We start from the raw sequence: 17,153 nt of genomic DNA, 5'->3' as shown, positions 1-17,153 counted from the left end.
CCTCGCGAGCGAAGCCGGGGGGCCTGCCTCCGCCAGGCGGGGCTGGGCGGGAGCGGGTCGACCTCGCGGATGCGTTGGGTGCGGACGACGGTGTCGAGTGGCGCGACGGAGGTGTAGCCACTGTCGACCAGGTGCGTGGCGGGCAGCAGGCGGCGCCGCTTGAGCCGGGCGTGGATGTCGGGCAAGGGGTGCTGTCCGCGGTCAGGACGGTGGTGGCCAGGTCTGTGATGACGTTGACACCCTTGTCGTCGCGCGTTTCGGTGACGTGGACGTCTACAACGCAAAAATCAACTTCGAGTTCGAGGTCACAGCAGGTCTGACTGGTGACAGAAACGCGGCATTGAAGCTACACCCAAGTGTCCAGCCACATACGCGACCGCCAGTCGTCGATCGGGATCGCCGTGCCGGTGTACAGGGGCCAGAAGTAGATGAAGTTCCAGGCGATGAGCAGCACCAGCACGCCCGCGGCCACCGCGCCCCGTGCGCGGCGTCTGCCATCCGCCCCCGGCGGCCCCAGCAGCGCGCCCAGCATCATCGCCACGGCCAGGCACAGGTACGGCACGAAGGCGACCGCGTAGAAGGAGAAGATCGTGCGGTCCTGGTACAGGAACCAGGGCAGATAACCGGCAGCTACCGCGCACAGGACGGCGCCGGCGCGCCAGTCGCGGCGCAGTGCCCATCGGTAGAGCAGATAGACACGTGCGCAGCATGCCGTCCACCACAGGAGCGGGGTGCCAAGTGCGAGGATCGTCTGCACGCAGTCGGCTGTCGGGGGGCACCCGTCCTGCCCGGGTTTCGGTGACTGGTAGTGGAACAGCACCGGGCGGCCGAGGATCAGCCAGCTCCACGGGTTGGACTCGTACCGGTGCCAGGTGTGGAGCCCCACATTGAACTGGTACACCCCGTACTCGTAGTGCCACAGACTGCGCAGCGGAGCCGGAATCCACGACCAGGTGCCGCCGCGGCCGTCTGCCCAGTGCCGTCCGTAGCCGTTGTCGGACAGGAACCAGCCTGTCCACGTCGCCAGATAGGTCGCCACGGCGACCGGGGCGACGGACAGCAGCGATCAGCCGAGGTCCTTGCCCAGCACTGCCCGGTACGGGCGGCGGGCTCCGGCCACGCGGCGGGAGCCGACGTCCCACAGCATGGTGAGGACCATGAAGAAGGCGAGGAAGTACAGGCCGTTCCACTTGGTCGAGGCCGCCAGTCCCAGGAAGAGGCCGGCTGCGAGCCGCCATGGACGCAATCCCGTCCCGGCGCGGTCGCCTGTGACTTGATCCGGACGCGCGTGGCCGTCCTCACCCACTGGGAGGGCTGCCGCGAGCCGGGACCGTGCACGGTCCCGGTCGAGCAGCAGGCATCCGAACGCCGCCAGTACGAAGAACATGACGATGATGTCCAGGAGAGCGGAGCGGCTCATCACCAGGTGCAGACCGTCCACCGCCATCAGGGCGCCGGCCAGGCAGCCCAGTGCCGTCGACCGGAACAGGCGGCGGCCTATTCGGCACAGCATCAGGACCGACAGGGTGCCCAGGAGCGCGGTCATGAAGCGCCAGCCGAACGGGGTGAGGCCGAACATCCCTTCGCCGAGGGCGATCACCCACTTGCCCGTCGGCGGGTGGGCGAGGAAGGCCCCGGTGTCGGTGAGCGGGATCACCTGCGGGTGGGCGAGGATCTGTGGGTCGGCGATCTTGCGGTCCGGCCAGGTGCCCTCATAGCCGAGTTGCAGCAGCGACCAGGCGTCCTTGGCGTAGTAGGTCTCGTCGAAGACGAGGTCCTGTGGTTGCCCGAGGCGCCAGAAGCGGATCGCTCCGGCCATGACGGCGACGAGCACCGGCCCCAGCCAGTCCATCGCCTTCGCGACGCGGTACGCCAGTGCCCGATTGATGCCGGTGAGCTCCCAAAGGCGGGTTGACGACTCGGGAAAGGGCGGAACCAGGCGTTCGCGGGTGTCGGTCCGGGGACGTCTGGCGTATCCGAACAGGCGTAGGCGGTCCTTCCAGTTGCCGGGCGCCGCAGTCGGACGGGTGCTGTCGAGGACAGGGCAACGCGGCGCACTGCTACTCGTCACCGGATGATCCTCATACGTGGCAGCCGAGTTCTGGCAGCGGGCGGCGGCGCAGGCCAGTCCTGTGCTGCCGAGCGTCGTGCTGTGTGATCCCCACCTGGATGGTCCGCTCGAGGAGTAGCCCTCAAACGGGGTCGGTATTTATTTGCAGCTCCCTGACCTGCCTGGCGGCTTGCGGCCTGTGTGGGATCCGGACGCGGGCCACGACGAGTGAATGACGTCCGGGAGTCGTCGTCACTGCGGTAGGCAAACCTGGGCAGGAAGAACTGGGTGATGGCGCCGACGGTGAGTGCGTACAGCACAGTGCCGACGCCCACGCTTCCCCCGAGCAGCCAGCCCGCCGCGAGCACGATGATCTCGATCAGGGTGCGGATGACCCGTATGGAGCGCGTGGTGATGCCGGACACTCCGGTCATCAGTCCGTCGCGAGGGCCAGGTCCCAAGCGCGCGCCGACGTACACGGCGATGGAGAATCCATTGAGGAGGACACCCCCGACCAGCAGGCCGGCCCGGACCGGGAGCCCGAGGTGCTCGGGGATGAGTGCGAGGCCGAGATCCGACGAGTACGCCAGGACGAGGATGTTGGCGATGGTGCCGAGTCTCGGTCTCTGTTTGAGGGGGATCCACAGCAGGAGCACGAGAACTCCGACGACGGCGCTGATAGTGCCGAAGCTGAGGGACGTGTGGTGCATCAGCCCCTCGTAGAGAACGCTCCAGGGGTTGACGCCCAGCGAGGCCCGGACCATGACCGAGAGGCTGAATCCGTACAGGGCGAGACCGATGAGCAGTTGGGGAAGGCGTCTCAGCGGGTGCTCACGCAGGGGAACGTAGGCGAGCAGCGGCGCAGGAAGGCGCGATGCCGGCGCAGCTTCGGTGGGATGTTCCGGAGCGCGGTCATGGGGGTGCGGAGCGTCAGTGCTCACGGACGGACCTCCAGCACGGCGCCGACGGCCTGCAGGACGGACAGCGCCAGTCCGCCCGTCGTGCCCGACACCGTCCAACTGTTCGTGCTCGTCGTCACCTCGAAGTCAGGGGAGACGAGCGGTAGCAGGACCTGCGTGGAGCAGAGGAGCGCGAAGGTCGCGACCCCGGCGTGGAAGAGGGCGAGGCTCATCCGGCGGTGGCCGGCACCGCCCGGGGGCAGACGGGAATCGGCGGCGGAAAAGGCGGTGGCATGGGCGCCCGTGGTGGTGGACGCCCCTGTATCGGCAGCAGGCATGCCGCGAACGTACGGACCGCTGAATCCATCCGTCCAATGCACAGATACTCCTTGATCGTTCCTGTGGTGCATCAGCCGAGCCCAGCGGGGCTCCGCCATCGTCCGGTGACACAAGCAGACTTCGGCACGCTGCTCGCGCCGCATCTTGCGTACTGCGCGGCGCGGCCCGGACCGAGCACGTGACGCGTCCGGCGGGCCGCGTAGAAGATCCGGGTCCCGCAGAAGAAGTCACGTCGGGCCTGCCTCGGCCCTGCTGTTGATCCGAAACTCAATCGGCTCTGTTCGAGGGTGCAGCGGACGTGCTGGCCGCTGAAGCAGCCGCGGACGATGTTCGGCCGGCGCCTGCCTCGGTGGAAGAACCGGCGCGCCTCGGTGGCGAGTTGGACCTGGTTTCGGACCCGGCTGTGTATCGGCAGGCTGCGCTTGAGATCGGCGTTGACCAGCTCGTCAGGGTTGAGCCCGGGCGAGGGAACTGGATGCGCGACCGCATCGCTACCCGCAATACGACGGTTACGGTCTAGACCTCTTCGGTCAGGGAGATCCCGAGCAGTTCCTCAAGCTGGGAAATCGTTTGCTGGGGTGCCTTCGCGTGGACCGTCGCGAAGCCGAGATTGGCAGCTGCCGGGAGGTAGCCGGCGGTGTCGTCGACGAAGACGCACTGCTCGGCGGGCAGTTCCAGAAGCTTCAGCGTGGCCTGGAAGATCTCCGGGTCGGGCTTGTGTATGCCGTGGTGCTCGGAGATCACCACGGCGTCGTACAGTGCGTCGAGGTCGTATCCGTCGTAGAGGTTCCAGGGCGCGAGTCCGACGGAGTTGGACAGGATGCCGACCTTGATCCCTGCTCGTCGTGCCGCGGCAGCCGCGTTGATCATCAGTGGTTCGGGGCGCAGGTCGGCGAAGATCCTGCCCATCAGGTTGCCCGGAGCGATCCCGAGTCGCGCCGCCGCGGCCTCGTTCCACTGGTCCTGGGTGATCGCGCCGCGCTCCAGGTCGTGGGTGCGGCGGGTTCCTTCCTCGTCCAGGTACAGCGCTGTGATGCACGCGCCCTCGGCCAGTCCCTCGCGCTTTTCGAAATTGAGCACGGCGGGCAGCAGTGGTGTGGTCAGCACCCCGCCGAAGTCGAGGACGAGGCCGGCGCGGTAGGACATCTGGGAACTCCCCTAGTGATGAGGCTCATGTGTCGATCTGGGAAAGCGGGCCGAGCCGCGGCATCGAACCGTGCCCGGTATAGGCGACGCGAATGCACCCGCTGGTCGCGGTGCCGGAGGATCGGATCACGTTGGGCCGGCCGCGGCCCGAACCCTTACCGGACCCACCGGCCCTTCATCGAGGGAGGGTGTGCTTCGGCATCCAGCCACAAGCTGGACGGTGCCGCGGAGGCCCCCTGCGCGCAGCGCCTCCACAGCCGTGAGTCCACCGACCGAAGCACCGACCACCAGAACGTCAGCGGTCATGAGCCCAGCGACTCCGTCAGTCGAATGGCGGCAGCGGGGCAGATCGTCGCGGCCGTCCTCACCCGTTCGAACTCCTCCACAGGCGGCTTCTCCTGAAGCAGAATCACGACACCGTCGTCATCCCGCTGGTCGAAGACCGCAGGCGCCGCTACGACACACTGGCCGCCGGCGACGCACTTGTCCTCTTCCACCGTGACAATCATGAATTGTTCTCCGAAATATCCTGAGTCGTGCATACGAGGGAGCTCCGTCGGGCGGGCCCCCTGGTGTTCGCGAGGGCTCGCCCGGTGCTCACCAGGCGACGGGGAGGGCATCCAGGGCGTAGACGTTCGGTCCGAAGCGGTGGAAGGACAGCTGCTCGGCCGGTACGGCGAGCCGCAGGCCGGGGAACCGGCGGAAGAGGGGGACCAGGGCCATCTGCAGTTCCGCACGGGCCAGATGCTGTCCGGGGCACTGGTGGATTCCGGACCCGAAGGTCATGACCTGGATCGGTTCACGGGTCAGGTCAAGGGTGTTCGGGTCTCCGGAGACGACCTCCGGGTCCCGGTTCGCGTTCAGTGGCGACGCAACGACCCACTCGCCGGCCTTCACCGTGTATCCACCGATGGCGACGTCCTCGGTCGCCATCCGGGGGAAGCCACCCGCGACGCTCATGTAGCGGAGCAGTTCCTCCGCTGCGTCCGCCGCGGAGTTCGCGTCGTCGAGCAGGATGGCGAGTTGCTCGGGCTGCTGCATCAACGCCAGAGTGCTCAGTGCGATCGTCGACGCCGACGTCTCGTGGCCCGCGAGGACCAGTGCGCCGACCATGCCGACGATCTCATCGTCGCTGACTTCGCCGTGCCGCTGTTCCACCAGCGCGCCGATCAGGCCGTCGGTCGGGTTCTTGTGGTTCTGGGCCACGAGGCCGCCGACGTAGTCGTTCAGCCGCGTGAAGTTCTCGAATGCCTCCTTGGGCGGCAGCGAGAGGTCGACGATCCCCGCGCACATCCGGTCGAAGCCCCGGTGCTCGGCACTGGGGATGCCCAGAATCTCACCGATCACGATGGAGGGCAGCGGAAGGGCGTAGGACCTTGAACAGGTCTACGCCCGGTCCGGCTTCCTCCACCTCGTCCAGGAGCTCGGAGATGATGCTCTCGATCCTCGGCCGCAGCTGCGCGACGCGCTTGGGCGTGAAGGAGCCGGCGACCATACGACGCAGCCGGGTGTGCTCCGTGCCGTGGAACCGCGGGAAGAAGCCCGGCTGCGCGGTCTGCATGGCTCCGTCGGGCGCAGGGATGAAGCTGTGGTCGAGACGGGGGTCGTTGTAAAGAGCCCGTACATCGGCGTAGCGGTGGAACGTCAGTACCTCGACCTCGCCGTACTCCCGCTCGAACACCGTGACCCGGGTGGGTTCCTCGCGTCGGGCCATCTTCGCGAGTCGCTCGGAAGGATCGAACGGGCACCGGACCTCGCGGTCCGTGGCGACGAACCCGCGCGTCAGTTGCTCGGTCATGTTGAGCTCCAAGGAAGATATGGAACGTAAGCGTGAAGGCGCCCGAATCGCCGGGCCGCAGCCGGAATTGCGCGAACGGCAAGTTGTGTCGCCGGAGCCGATCATCACTGCTCGGCAGAGGGCCGCAGGAGATGTGACCTGGTCAGGTCGCCTGTCGGATCCGTGAAGAATCCAACATCAAAAGCAGGGTCACGGCATTGGGGCCAGACACGTGGCGCGGTCGAGTGCCCCGGCCCAGGGCCAGTCCATGCCGGTTTCATGGCCGGACGTCATCGTTCAACGGGTGGAGCGGCCGGGACCTCCGGCCGGACAGCTCCTCAGCGGCTCCGTGCCGACGAACGTGAGCTGTCCGCCAGGGTGCCAGCGGCGTCGGCGGCCAGCTTCGTGACCTCGGCGGCCGCACGGGCGGCTCGTCCGGACACCCGCCAGGCGAGCATACGCAAGGCGGTGGCCGGAGCCGGTGGGAAGACGCCGAGCTGGCCGAGCATGGTGATGTCGTCCCGGACTCCTTCGTGCCGGACCACCTTCCCGTCGCGGACGTCGAGCAGGTGAATCTGCTCGACGTCGATCTCACGTCCGGTCGGAGGGACAGCCTGGTCGAGCTTGCCGTCCCGGAAACGTACGAACGGGCCGGTGTGCCGACCCTGCATGCGCAGCCGGATCCAGACCTGATCGTCGTTGTGGGCAACGCCGAGGACGGCAAAGCGCAGGCCGCTGAAGGCCGACCGCAGCCACGCGCCCGAAGCCAGGGCGCCCGCCGGACCGGGGATGCTACAGGCCGGAGGCGCGACGGTGGCCTCGCGGTTGTAGTTGTCCTCGCCCACGACCTCGGCAGCCAGTGACGGGTCGCCCGTCTCGAGTATCCGGAAGAGCCCGTGTGCCAGTTCGGCGCTTTCCAAGGTCAACGTCGTCACCTCTCCGCTGCGCGGTTCTTTGCTGCTGCCACAAACCAGTGCTCGGCAGCCGTGGCGATCTGAGGCCCGCCTGGCTGGAACAATTTAAGGTTATAGAGCGCCTAATCAATACGTCAAACGGCCATCGGTAGCATGGGGCCATGGCATCCAAGCGCGCGTACAGCTCTCCATTGCGCGAGAAGGCCGCAGCTCAGACGCGTGAGCTGATCCTGCAGCACGCCACCGGACTGTTCGCCGACCGCGGTTATGGACGGGTGACCGTTGCGGACATCGCAGCGGCGGCCGGGGTCGCGTCGAAGACCGTCTTCGCCAGCGTGGGCAGCAAGCGGGACATCCTGGACCGGATCGTCGACGAAGGCGTCGCCGCTTCGGGCTACGAGCAGGCCATGGCACACCTGACCGCCCAGCGGACGCCCGAGGCGGTGCTCGAAGCGCTCACTCGCGGCACGCGGAAGGGCAACGAGGGGCAGTTCACCGTGCACGAGGCGATCCGCAAGGCCCTGCCCTCGCACGAGCACGGCGAGGCACTGTGGGAACGGGCGACCGCGGACTACCGTGCCGCCCTGCACGCCGCGGCCCGTCACCTCCACACTCTGACACCGCCCCCGCGCTGTTCGGTCGACGAGGCGTCAGACCTGCTGTGGTTCTGGTTCGGCCCCAGTGGTTGGCGCATATTCGTGATCGAGAACCGCTGGTCGTGGGACCGGACCGAGGAATTCCTGTTCCGGACCGCGATCGCCACGTTGTACTGACGGCAGCACCTCCCCGGCGCTACGGCGGCGCGGCCCTGGCCGTCGACCTGCCCGGGCTTCCCCGGTGCTGCCGAGATGAGCCCGGAGAGAGGGACCAGGGTGTCGTACGGGTACGAACGAAAGCTTCGCGCGCGTCCGCGGGATCAAGGAACGGTTCCGCAGTGCCAACATGGGCGTCGAACCGGGACTGCGGGCGTGATCGACCATGCCGAAGCTGCTGTTCGTAATGACGGGAGCCACGTACTGGACGCTCAAGGACGGCACCCGGTATGCGACCGGCTACTGGACCGAGGAATTCACGGCACCGTACAAGGCGCTCGCGGAAGCCGGCCACCAGGTCGTGGTGGCCACTCCCAACGGCGTCGTCGCGAACGTCGACATGATGAGCCTGCGCCCCGACATGGCAGGCAGTGCTGGGATCGCCCTGGAACTGGAGGGCATCATCCGCTCAGCAGAGGAGATGCGGCGTCCCATCCAGATCTCGGACGCCCGCCTGGACTACGACGCCGTTTACTTCCCCGGCGGCCACGGTCCGATGGAAGACCTGTGGGCCGACGCCGACACAGGCCGGCTGCTGACCGCGGCGCTCACCTCGGGCAAGCCACTCACCGTCGTCTGCCACGCCCCGGCCGCGATGCGGGCCACGAGGATCCACGGCGTTTCACCATTCGCCGCCTACCGTGTCACGGCCTTCACCGACGCCGGGGATGACGCCGTCGGGCCGCCACGCCAGTACGGCTCATGCTTCCAGGAGAACGCCGAAGCTCGGACCCACCCCGTCTGTGCTGGGTCGCAGGACGCCCGTTCCCGCGTCGGGCCCGCCCCGGACATCACCGAGCTGGGAGGTCAACGACGATGCGCACCCATCAACCGGACCAGGATGTCGTCAGGCCGGCGGGTGCTGCCTGCTGACATCGACTGGCGGCCGCTCCCGGCGTTCCCGCAGTCCGCCCGGCCGACGATCAAAGTCGGTCGGCCCACCGAACCCGCGCATGGCCGCGAGACACCGACCGCAATCATCTCCGTAGCCACTTCCGGCTGCACCCGGCGGCAGCTTCCGCCCGTCTTCGGACCCCACCGGCCATCGTCTACGGGCGCTTCGCCCAGTGGGGCCAGGGGCGGGCCAGGGCCGGCTCCCACCGCATCCTCCGCTCGTCAGTTCACCTTCGACACCTGATAGTGGGCGATGAGCCACTGGCCGGCGACATGCCTGAGGACCACGCCGAGCGTGACCTTGAGGGTCGGCCGGTCGGTGAATGAGAAGTCGACGCCCAGGTAGCCGAGCAGGACCTCCTCGGCCAACTGCCGTGTTTCCAGTACCTGGTAGTCCGCCGTCAAGACGAGGGGCTGGGATTCGTAGTATTCGGCGACGCCCTGACGGCCGACGGTGAAGGGACGAAGCCCCTGGAAGATGGCGTCCTTGGCGAAATGTGAGGCGACTTCCTGCGGCTCGTGTGTATCGATCGCGGCCTTCCATCGGTCCATGACTCCACGCAGAATCGCTTCCTGCGCTGCTGTGCTGGTCATCAGGGTTCTCCTCTCATGAAGGGGCGGCGCCGGGTGATGGGTGTTCCTTGCTCGTGGAACCTGCCTGGCGCCTGGACGCGGCATCGCGCAGGCGGCGGATCCAACGTTGCTTCCTGCACAGCCGCCACGGCTGCAGGAAACACGGGCAGGGGGCGGCTCGATCAGGCCGTGTAGCCGGTCGGGCCCGGGTCGTTGGGATGCGACTGTACGGCGGTGGCCACTGCGGTCATCCAGGGCCACAGGGGCAGTGTTCCAAGGACCTTCTCGCGCAGATCCGCCTCGTCGTCGGCGCGCCACACACCAATGCTGCGGAGCTCGCCCACCGGGCGCCACAGCCGGACCAGGTGGCCCGTGGAGGCGAGCTCCTTCGCCCGAACAGCCTCGGCAGCGCGACGCCGATCGACTTCGGCGGGGTCGGTGCCCTCGGGCACGGTCGTGGTGAGCTCGACCAGGAACTCTTTCATGGTCGTTTTCCTCTCTCAGTTCTGTTCGGGGTGGCTTCCGATGGGGACAGGGGCGGCCCATCACCGACGGACAGCGAGGTGAGGCGTGGCAGTGCCGGTTCACTGCAGACCGCTTCAGCCGAACGGCGAAAACGGAGCCACCTGTCGCCCTCGGCACCAGCGCTGCGCCGGAGGACGGACAGGCCTCCCACGAAGGGGAGGAGCCGCTGGGCCGCGGCACCGGCAGAGCGTTAACCGTGTGGCACGCAGCGGTACTGATACCCCGCCGTCGGCGCCGCAGGAGCGGCGCCGCAGGAGCGGCGCCGACAGGCTTGCGTCCAGCGGGCTGATCAGGCAGCGGTCTTGAGCGCAGCGGCGATCTTGACGGCACGCTCGGCCTGGATGCGGGCGGCGGTCCGGGTGGTGTCGCCGACGGGGTTGTTGCCTTGGGCGTCGACGTGAGAGGTGCCGTACGGGTTGCCGTCGATGAACTTGGCGGGATCGGTGAAGCCGGGGCTGGCGGTGATGCCGCCGAAGTGGTGGATGGAGTTGTAGAGGGCAAGCAGGGTGGACTCCTGGCCTGCGTGAGCCGTGGCGCTGGATACGAAGCCGCTGTAGACCTTGTCGGCGAGCTTGCCCTGGGCCCAGAGGCCGCCGAGGGTGTCGATGAACTGCTTGAGCTGGGAGGAGACGTTCCCGAATCGAGTGGGGGTGCCGAAGAGGACCGCGTCGGCCCACTCGATGTCCTCGGGGGTGGCCTCGGGGATGTCCGCGGTGGCGGCGTGGGTGGCGGCCCAGGCGGGGTTGGAGTCGATGGCTGCCTGGGGGGCGAGTTCGGCGACCTTGAGCAGGCGGACTTCGGCACCGGCCTTCACGCCGGCATCGCGGAGCTCCTTGGCGATCTCGGCGATGGTGCCGGTGGACGAGTAGTAGACAACGGCGAGCTTGACGGGGGTGGCCACAGGGACTCTCCACTTTCATGGGGGATTCGGTACAGGTGGTCGTGACGTCGACCGATTCGAATAATAGTAGACCGGTCGGCTACTTCAAAATGTGAAAGCAGACTTAGGTCGGCATGACGTGACAACGCGGCTGGTCAGGTGCGCTCTTCGGAGAGATTGGTGACGTAGCTGACAGGCTGCCCGGCACGCGGATTTGCGCCACTGTCGAGGACTCGCAGCAGACCCTTCGCGGCGGCGCCAGGGGCGAACAGGGCGTCATGGGCCCGCGCAAAGCGCCGACCGTCGGTAGACAGTTTGCCGACCCGCAGGCAGCAAGGCGTCACGCTACGCGGCCCCTGACGGGTGTGGCCTGCTCAGCGCGCCGGCTTGGTGGCCCACAACTCCCAGGCGATACCGTCCGGGTCGGCCACGGAGACGAACTCCGCATAGCCGGCGTCCCGTACCGGCGAACGAGGCACCCCGAGACCGTCCAGACGCCGGGCCCAACCGTCCAGAGCAGCCCGGTCGGAAACGGCGAGCGAGAAATGGTCGAGCCCGGTGCGGGACGGGTCGAACATGTCGCCGCTGCGCCGCAGGGGTTCGTGGACGGCCAGGACGAGCCCGCTGTCGGGGTGGTGCATGATCTGCCGTGGATGCCCCACCTCGACCGGCCCGGGCCTCACTCCGCCGTCGGGCTCGAATCCGAGCGCGCGCCGGTACCAGTCGACGCTGGCATCCATGTCGTGCACCACTATGGCTATGTGGGCAATCCCGGTGAACGTGCTCATGTTGCGTCGTCTTCCTCTCTGGTCGTCGGCCGCCAGTCTCCAGGCGGTCCGAACAGGTTGGGGACCGGCTCCGCTCGGACGAACCGGCGGGAGCGGGGTCGAAGCAGCGTGGGACTCACTCATGCGAGCAGCGCCGTCGGCTCGGCCACCCGGTGCGCGTCGAGTTCCTCGACAACGCTGACGATGTCTTCACGCAGTGCCGGGTCCGCGTATGGCTCAAGGTTCGGCCACACGAAGGCCAGGACTTTCAGCCCCGGGACGCCAACCGGTGAAGAATCTGCCTGACGGGCTCCGCCGTGGCGTGACGGTAGCCCGTTCCGGCCCACAGATTGATCCGCTCGGGATCGTTCGCCGCTGCTGCGGCTCTGCGTATCGGGCTGGTCAAGTGGTGCAGGGCAGGGTAACCGTCCGGGGCCAGGCCGCTGTACCGATCGGTGAAGGCGTTGCGCAGTGCCCGTGCCGGGCGGCCGGTGAACGCCCGGGTCACCACAGTCCCCTTGCGTGCGGGGTCAGCAATCGCAGTGCGGTAGGGGGCCGAGGTCCCGGCTTCGTCGGCGCGCAGCAGGACGGTACCCACCATGACCGCGACGGCCCCGGCCGCAAGCGCTTCACTCACCTCGTCCGGTGTGGCAATGCCACCTGCGGCCACAAGGGGCACAGACACTTCCTTCCGCACCGCCTTCAGCAGGTCAGGCAGGGGCACGAAGGGGGGCGTGCGCTGCGGGGTCCACGTTCCCGAGTGGCCTCCCGCGGCTGAAGCCTGTACGGCGAGTACGTCGACGCCTGCTTCCGCGGCTGCACTCGCTTCCACCGGCGAGGTGACCGTCTGGACGACCAGCGTTCCGGCCGCGCGAAAGGCCGCGACAACGGCCGGTTCCGGGATGCCGAAGGTGAAGCTGACGACGGGTATGGGGGAAGAAAGCAGTAGATCGATCTTGGCTCTCCAACGGTCGTCGTCCTCCACGATCCCGTCCTCCGCGGCGTCGAGACCGTATGCCCGAGCCTCCGGTGCGATCGCTCGGGCGAAAACGCGGAAAGCTTCGGGATCCACCGGTACGGGGCGGGGAGCGAACAAGTTGACCCCGAAGCCGACGCCCGCCGAACGGACGCGGGCGATCTGCTCACCCAGGGCCTCCGTGGTCTTGTACCCGCCGGCGAGGAAGCCAAGGCCGCCGCCACCGGCCGCCGCGATGACCAGTTCGGGCGTGGTCGGACCGCCTGCCATCGGCGCCGCCAGAACCGGTACTTCCACCCCCAGATCAGTGAGCGTCGAAGCCATCAGAAGTCTCCTTCCCGGGAACCTCGGCACTCCGCAGAAGTCCCCGGCCCGTAGGGCATGGGCAGCCCGGCGCCGGTCGAGCCCACGGCGGAGCGGCGCTTTCGGGACGGAAGTGGTGATCCCGGCCGAAGAAATCCCGCATACCCTGCTCCCTTCTCGGCACCGGTCCACCCACCTTTGGGGTGCCCATGGCCTCACCGTGCGCAGCCCCCAGGGCACTTTCCATGACGGACTTTCTCCCAACCGCTAGGCGTGGGCTCCCACCGCAGGTCATGGGCCGGCCGGAGACCGGGCTGCCGGAAACACCGCAATCATAGTCGACCGGTTGACTAGTTCATTCCGGTGACCGGCTCGCAGCGCTGGTTTTCGAACGACTACCGCAATGAAGGTCGTCATGAGCATTCCCGGCAAGAAGGTTGCCGTCGTCGCCGGCGCGTCTCAGGGCATCGGCGCCGGCCTGGTGGACGCCTACCGCAAGCTCAGCTACACCGGCGTCGCCACCTCCAGTGGCATTGCCGCCTCGGAGGATCCGGACGTCCTCAGCGTTCAGGCGACGTCACCGACCCAGCCACAGCCGAGCGTGTCATCGCCGCTGAGCTCGAGCGCTTCGGCTGCATCGACACCCTGGTCAACAACGCCAGCATCTTCGTCGCCAAGGCGTTCACCGGATACACGCAGGAGGACTACGACGCAGTCACGGGCGTCAAATCTGAGGCTCTGGCGATCGAGTACGCCACCCGAGGCGTCCACAGCAACGCCGTCGCGTCGGCGTCATCAAGACGCCGATGCACCTGGACAACACGCACTAGACGCTCGCCGGCCTTCACCCGGTCTGCCGGACGGGCGAGATCGGCGGCATCGTGGAGGCAGCCGTTCCCGTGGAGAACGCCCCCTTCGTCACAGGAGAGATTCTCCACGTCGACTGCGACCAGAGCGCCGGCCACTGATCCTTCCCCCCTCCCTCCCCCAGGCGTCCTGCCAGACGCCCAGGAGGAGCGCGTCTCGTTATAGACGACTGGTCGTAAACTTGCGTCATGGGACGTACCAGTGATGCGAGGGAGAAGATCCTCACCGTCGCGCAGGAGCTCATCGAGTCGCGCGGCTACTCCGGGCTCGGCGTGGCCGAGATCTGCAAGGCCGCAGGCGTGCCCAAGGGCAGCTTCTACTACTTCTTCGAGTCCAAAGAGGCTCTGGCCCTGGCCGTGCTGGACGAACACTGGGAGGCTCAGCGCAGTGCCTGGTCCCGGGTCCTGCAGGACGACGCGGAGCCGCTCTCGCGGCTGCGCCGGCTGTTCGAGGAGACCGAGGCCGGCCTGCGGGAAAACCAGCAGAACTGCGGAACCGTCTCCGGATGCATGTTCGGCAACCTCACCCTGGAGCTGAGCAACCAGACCGAGCCCATCCGCAAACGCCTGCAGCAGATCTTCGAGGCCCAGGTGGAGATGGTCGACCAGGTCATCGCCGAAGCCCGAGAGCCTGGTGAGACCGCTCTCGGTGACACCCGTGAGGCCGCCCGGTCGATCGTCGCTCAGCTTGAGGGCCAGGTGCTGTTCGCCAAGCTCTACAACAACCCCCAGCACCTCGAAGCACTGTGGGAGAACTGCCTCTCGCTGCTTTCCGTGCGCCGAACGAACACGGCTGCCGTCAGCTCCTGACCGACCCTGGCCCCGGATCGCTCGGATACTCGCTCAGCCGCGTAGTCTCCGTGGCGAGTGACTCGGCAAAGCCCGAGCGAGGCAAGGCCCGCCTGCGCGCCGGATGCCCGTTCGCGGGAGGCAACCTCACACGATCGGTACACCACTTCACAGGACGCGATCCATCGGCCGGCGAACCTATACTTCTCGCTGTAGGGAGCTGTTCAGTGGAGAGCTTCGACGCAGCAGGAGAAGACCGCCGCAGACACGGGGCGACGCGGATCCGGGGCACTGATCTGGTGACAATCCTGCACTGCGGGATCTGCGAGGCGGTGCACCGACTGGGTGCCGTGGCGGCAGTGGTGTACCTCCTTGACGAGGATCGCAACGAACTCCGGGCCGCGATGATCGGCGGCAGCCTGCCTTCCGTCTTCACACTTCCCGGGCGAATGGACGTGGCGGCGCCCTGGGCGTCGGCACGTGCCCTGGCGTCAGGGAGAGTGGAGGTTCTGGCCGACCCCGGCCCGAGGGAAGCGGACCAGCAGTACATGTCAAGCTTTCCTTACATGGCTCTCGCGGCTCCGGTCATCACTGAGAAGCACCGCTTCGGCGCCGTCACCGTCGTCCGGCTGGAAACCCATGGCGCCTACGGAACGGCGGACCGCGCAGGGTTGCAGGAGATCGGTGACGGGCTTGCCGTGGCCCTCGCTGAGCTCGCCGGGAGCGGCGCAGTCATCGCGCCCGGACCCACGCCGCTGCTCGTTCCGGTCTTCAGTCCGGAGGCGGACACCGACACGCCGGGCTGGGGGATTCCCGGTGTCCCCGGTTCTGTGGGCACAAGCCTGATGTACCCGCTTCGGCGTCTTGCCGAAATGCTGAACCAGGCCGCGACCATGGACGACATTGTCCGGGCAGCCCGGTCCTACGTCATGTCCCCGTTCCGTGCCCGGTCCCTGGTACTGGCCTCTGCCAGTGAGGGCCGTCTGTGGGTTCTCGGGCAATGTGGGGCGTCTTCCGGCGTGGTCCGGAACGTCCATGGCACCCGGCTGGACGCCCGGATACCGGCGGCGGAGGCGGTCCGAGGACGTCCGCTGTTCATTTCCGAGCACCGGCCGTCGGGTGACGACCCGGACTCTTTCGATGATGAGTCGCAAGCCGAGGCGTACCTTCCGCTGAGCGCAACCAGGTCGTACTTCATCGACCTTCCTCCCGTCGGTGGCAGCCATGCCACCGGCGTCTGCTGCCTGTCGTTCAAAGGCCCCCGCCGCTTCCCGACCGAGGAGAGGGCCGTGCTGAGCACGATGGCAGGATTGCTGGGTGCGGCGGTGAAGCGTGTCGAGCTGAGTGCAGAGCAGCACGCGGTCGCCGAGTGTCTCCAACGGCGGCTGCTCCCGTCCACGCTCTGCGAGCTGCCCCAACTCGCCGCCACCGCGCGGTTCCGGCCCGCCACAGGCACGTCCAAGGTGGGCGGCGACTGGTATGACGTGATCAAAGGGCCGGGCGAGCGGGTGGTGCTGGTCGTCGGCGACGTCGAAGGCCATGCCATGGAGAGCGCCGCTGTGATGAGCCAGGCGCGCACCGCGGTGACTTCTTACGCCGCCGAAGGTCACAGCCCCTCCGCGGTGATCGACCGGACCGGCAGGCTGCTCGCCGCATTCGGCACGGAGCAGCTGGTGACCTGCTGCGTCATCGCGCTGGACACGGCCGACGGCATGGCGGAGGTGGCCCTGGCCGGCCATCCCGCGCCGCTGGTGCAGGGACCCGACGGGACCACCAGCACGCTCGATGCGCCCGCCAACCTGCCTCTGGGCGTCACGCTGAGCCACGTCTACCAGGGACGTGAGCATGTTGTCGAGCCCGGGAGTGTGCTGATGCTGTACTCCGACGGCCTGATCGGCTGCGACGGAACCGACCCCGAGCCGCGCGCGAGAGCTCTGTTCGGTTCCAGCAGCCGGGAGACCGGAGGCGATCTCGAGCAGATGGCCGACCTCCTCATCGCCGACGCACTCGGCCCCCACCAGCGCCGCGACGACGCGGTGCTGCTGCTGGCCCGCTACGAGGACGCCGGTGGCGAGGGTGTGCCGCCGCGGACGGGAAGCCTGCACATCCAGCAGCGTGACCTGCACGGAGTCAAGGCCGCGCGTTCTTTCGTGGACGACCGGTTGAGCTCCTGGGGGTTGGCGGAGATCTCGGACACCCTCCGACTCATCGTCTCCGAGATCGTGACCAACGCGCTCATCCACGCAGGCAGCGACGTCGACCTGCGCCTGCGGGCCTTTGCGGACCATGTCCGGCTCGAGGTACGGGACTCCGACAGCAACCCACCCGTCCCCTCTCCCCTGGCGCTCGCCGAAGAAGAGAACGCACAGGCCGAGCACGGCCGCGGCCTCCTCATCGTGGAGGCCCTGTCCAACCAGTGGAACACCTCCCCGAACGGCCGCGGCAAAACGGTGTGGCTGGATGTGGCCATTCCGGATGCCTGAGCCACTTGGTGATGCAGTCCAGGCCGAGTGAACCGCTCCCGGGTCGTCAATTGTCCAGCAACCCGGTCGGGTAGCGACGGCGCATTGCTGCGCCGCCGCCCCCTCGGAACCGTGCATGCGACTTATCACCGCACACGGCTCGGGCAAGCCACAAGGGCTG

The 17,153-nt window shown here is 67.8% G+C and carries 16 protein-coding genes and 3 pseudogenes; 6 read left to right on the top strand and 13 right to left on the bottom strand.

Annotated features, from left to right (window positions below; genetic code table 11):
• Window positions 1–346: 346 nt before the first annotated feature.
• The 3 genes and pseudogenes from ACFC09_RS36800 to ACFC09_RS36790 all read right to left on the bottom strand — a co-directional run.
• A pseudogene (locus tag ACFC09_RS36800) lies at window positions 347–2,071 on the bottom strand (dolichyl-phosphate-mannose--protein mannosyltransferase).
• Entirely contained in the window at window positions 2,068–2,991 is a 924-nt protein-coding gene (locus ACFC09_RS36795) for a YitT family protein (RefSeq protein WP_376535775.1), read from the bottom strand. Before ACFC09_RS36795 ends, ACFC09_RS36800 begins: the two are co-directional and overlap by 4 nt.
• Window positions 2,992–3,023: 32 nt before the next feature.
• Window positions 3,024–3,287, bottom strand: a pseudogene (locus ACFC09_RS36790) (MFS transporter); the annotation flags it as partial.
• 299 nt (window positions 3,288–3,586) lie between these two features.
• Between ACFC09_RS36790 and ACFC09_RS36785 the strand changes: the two are divergent.
• Entirely contained in the window at window positions 3,587–3,808 is a 222-nt protein-coding gene (locus tag ACFC09_RS36785) for a hypothetical protein (RefSeq protein WP_376535773.1), read from the top strand.
• Here the strand turns inward: ACFC09_RS36785 and ACFC09_RS36780 are convergent.
• From ACFC09_RS36780 to ACFC09_RS36760, 5 genes are all read right to left on the bottom strand, one after another.
• Window positions 3,805–4,434 (bottom strand): HAD-IA family hydrolase, encoded by a 630-nt coding sequence (locus ACFC09_RS36780; protein WP_376535771.1) that lies wholly within the window; start codon window positions 4,432–4,434, stop codon window positions 3,805–3,807. The genes ACFC09_RS36785 and ACFC09_RS36780 overlap by 4 nt on opposite strands.
• 302 nt (window positions 4,435–4,736) lie before the next feature.
• Window positions 4,737–4,943, bottom strand: a complete 207-nt coding sequence (locus ACFC09_RS36775; RefSeq protein ID WP_376535769.1) for a ferredoxin — start codon at window positions 4,941–4,943, stop codon at window positions 4,737–4,739.
• Between the two features lie 88 nt (window positions 4,944–5,031).
• Entirely contained in the window at window positions 5,032–5,781 is a 750-nt protein-coding gene (locus ACFC09_RS36770; protein WP_376535767.1) for a cytochrome P450, read from the bottom strand.
• Window positions 5,771–6,232, bottom strand: a complete 462-nt coding sequence (locus ACFC09_RS36765; protein ID WP_376535765.1) for a hypothetical protein — start codon at window positions 6,230–6,232, stop codon at window positions 5,771–5,773. The genes ACFC09_RS36770 and ACFC09_RS36765 overlap by 11 nt, the downstream gene beginning before the upstream one ends.
• A gap of 317 nt (window positions 6,233–6,549) precedes the next feature.
• On the bottom strand, window positions 6,550–7,137 hold the full coding sequence (locus ACFC09_RS36760) for an ester cyclase (RefSeq protein WP_376535763.1): 588 nt from the start codon (window positions 7,135–7,137) through the stop codon (window positions 6,550–6,552).
• A gap of 149 nt (window positions 7,138–7,286) precedes the next feature.
• On the opposite strand from ACFC09_RS36760, the gene ACFC09_RS36755 reads away from it, so the two are divergent.
• Complete coding sequence (locus ACFC09_RS36755) at window positions 7,287–7,898, top strand: TetR/AcrR family transcriptional regulator (RefSeq protein WP_376535761.1); 612 nt, start codon at window positions 7,287–7,289, stop codon at window positions 7,896–7,898.
• A 226-nt stretch (window positions 7,899–8,124) separates the two neighbouring features.
• Entirely contained in the window at window positions 8,125–9,075 is a 951-nt protein-coding gene (locus tag ACFC09_RS36750; protein ID WP_376535759.1) for a DJ-1/PfpI family protein, read from the top strand.
• Here the strand turns inward: ACFC09_RS36750 and ACFC09_RS36745 are convergent.
• From ACFC09_RS36745 to ACFC09_RS36725, 5 genes are all read right to left on the bottom strand, one after another.
• Window positions 9,054–9,425 (bottom strand): YybH family protein, encoded by a 372-nt coding sequence (locus ACFC09_RS36745; protein ID WP_376535757.1) that lies wholly within the window; start codon window positions 9,423–9,425, stop codon window positions 9,054–9,056. The genes ACFC09_RS36750 and ACFC09_RS36745 overlap by 22 nt on opposite strands.
• Window positions 9,426–9,586: 161 nt before the next feature.
• A complete protein-coding gene (locus ACFC09_RS36740) occupies window positions 9,587–9,889 on the bottom strand; it encodes a muconolactone Delta-isomerase family protein (RefSeq protein WP_376535755.1) in 303 nt (100 codons plus the stop codon).
• A 329-nt stretch (window positions 9,890–10,218) separates the two neighbouring features.
• Window positions 10,219–10,830 (bottom strand): NAD(P)H:quinone oxidoreductase, encoded by a 612-nt coding sequence (gene wrbA / locus ACFC09_RS36735; protein ID WP_376535753.1) that lies wholly within the window; start codon window positions 10,828–10,830, stop codon window positions 10,219–10,221.
• Window positions 10,831–11,183: 353 nt separating this feature from the next.
• A complete protein-coding gene (locus ACFC09_RS36730; RefSeq protein WP_376535751.1) occupies window positions 11,184–11,597 on the bottom strand; it encodes a VOC family protein in 414 nt (137 codons plus the stop codon).
• 247 nt (window positions 11,598–11,844) lie between these two features.
• Complete coding sequence (locus ACFC09_RS36725) at window positions 11,845–12,876, bottom strand: NAD(P)H-dependent flavin oxidoreductase (protein ID WP_376535749.1); 1,032 nt, start codon at window positions 12,874–12,876, stop codon at window positions 11,845–11,847.
• Window positions 12,877–13,270: 394 nt separating this feature from the next.
• Here ACFC09_RS36725 and ACFC09_RS36720 point away from each other — a divergent pair.
• The 3 genes and pseudogenes from ACFC09_RS36720 (at window position 13,271) to ACFC09_RS36710 (ending at window position 16,993) form a co-directional block, all read left to right on the top strand.
• Window positions 13,271–13,823: pseudogene (locus tag ACFC09_RS36720) on the top strand (SDR family NAD(P)-dependent oxidoreductase).
• 87 nt (window positions 13,824–13,910) lie between these two features.
• On the top strand, window positions 13,911–14,531 hold the full coding sequence (locus ACFC09_RS36715; RefSeq protein ID WP_376535747.1) for a TetR/AcrR family transcriptional regulator: 621 nt from the start codon (window positions 13,911–13,913) through the stop codon (window positions 14,529–14,531).
• A gap of 206 nt (window positions 14,532–14,737) precedes the next feature.
• On the top strand, window positions 14,738–16,993 hold the full coding sequence (locus ACFC09_RS36710) for a SpoIIE family protein phosphatase (RefSeq protein WP_376535745.1): 2,256 nt from the start codon (window positions 14,738–14,740) through the stop codon (window positions 16,991–16,993).
• Window positions 16,994–17,153: the final 160 nt, after the last annotated feature.

Origin of the sequence: Streptomyces sp. NPDC056161 (assembly GCF_042268025.1) — a bacterium.
GTDB lineage: Bacteria > Actinomycetota > Actinomycetes > Streptomycetales > Streptomycetaceae > Streptomyces.
The sequence above is the reverse complement of the archived record's forward strand: the minus strand, read 5'-3'. Positions and strand labels throughout refer to the sequence as shown.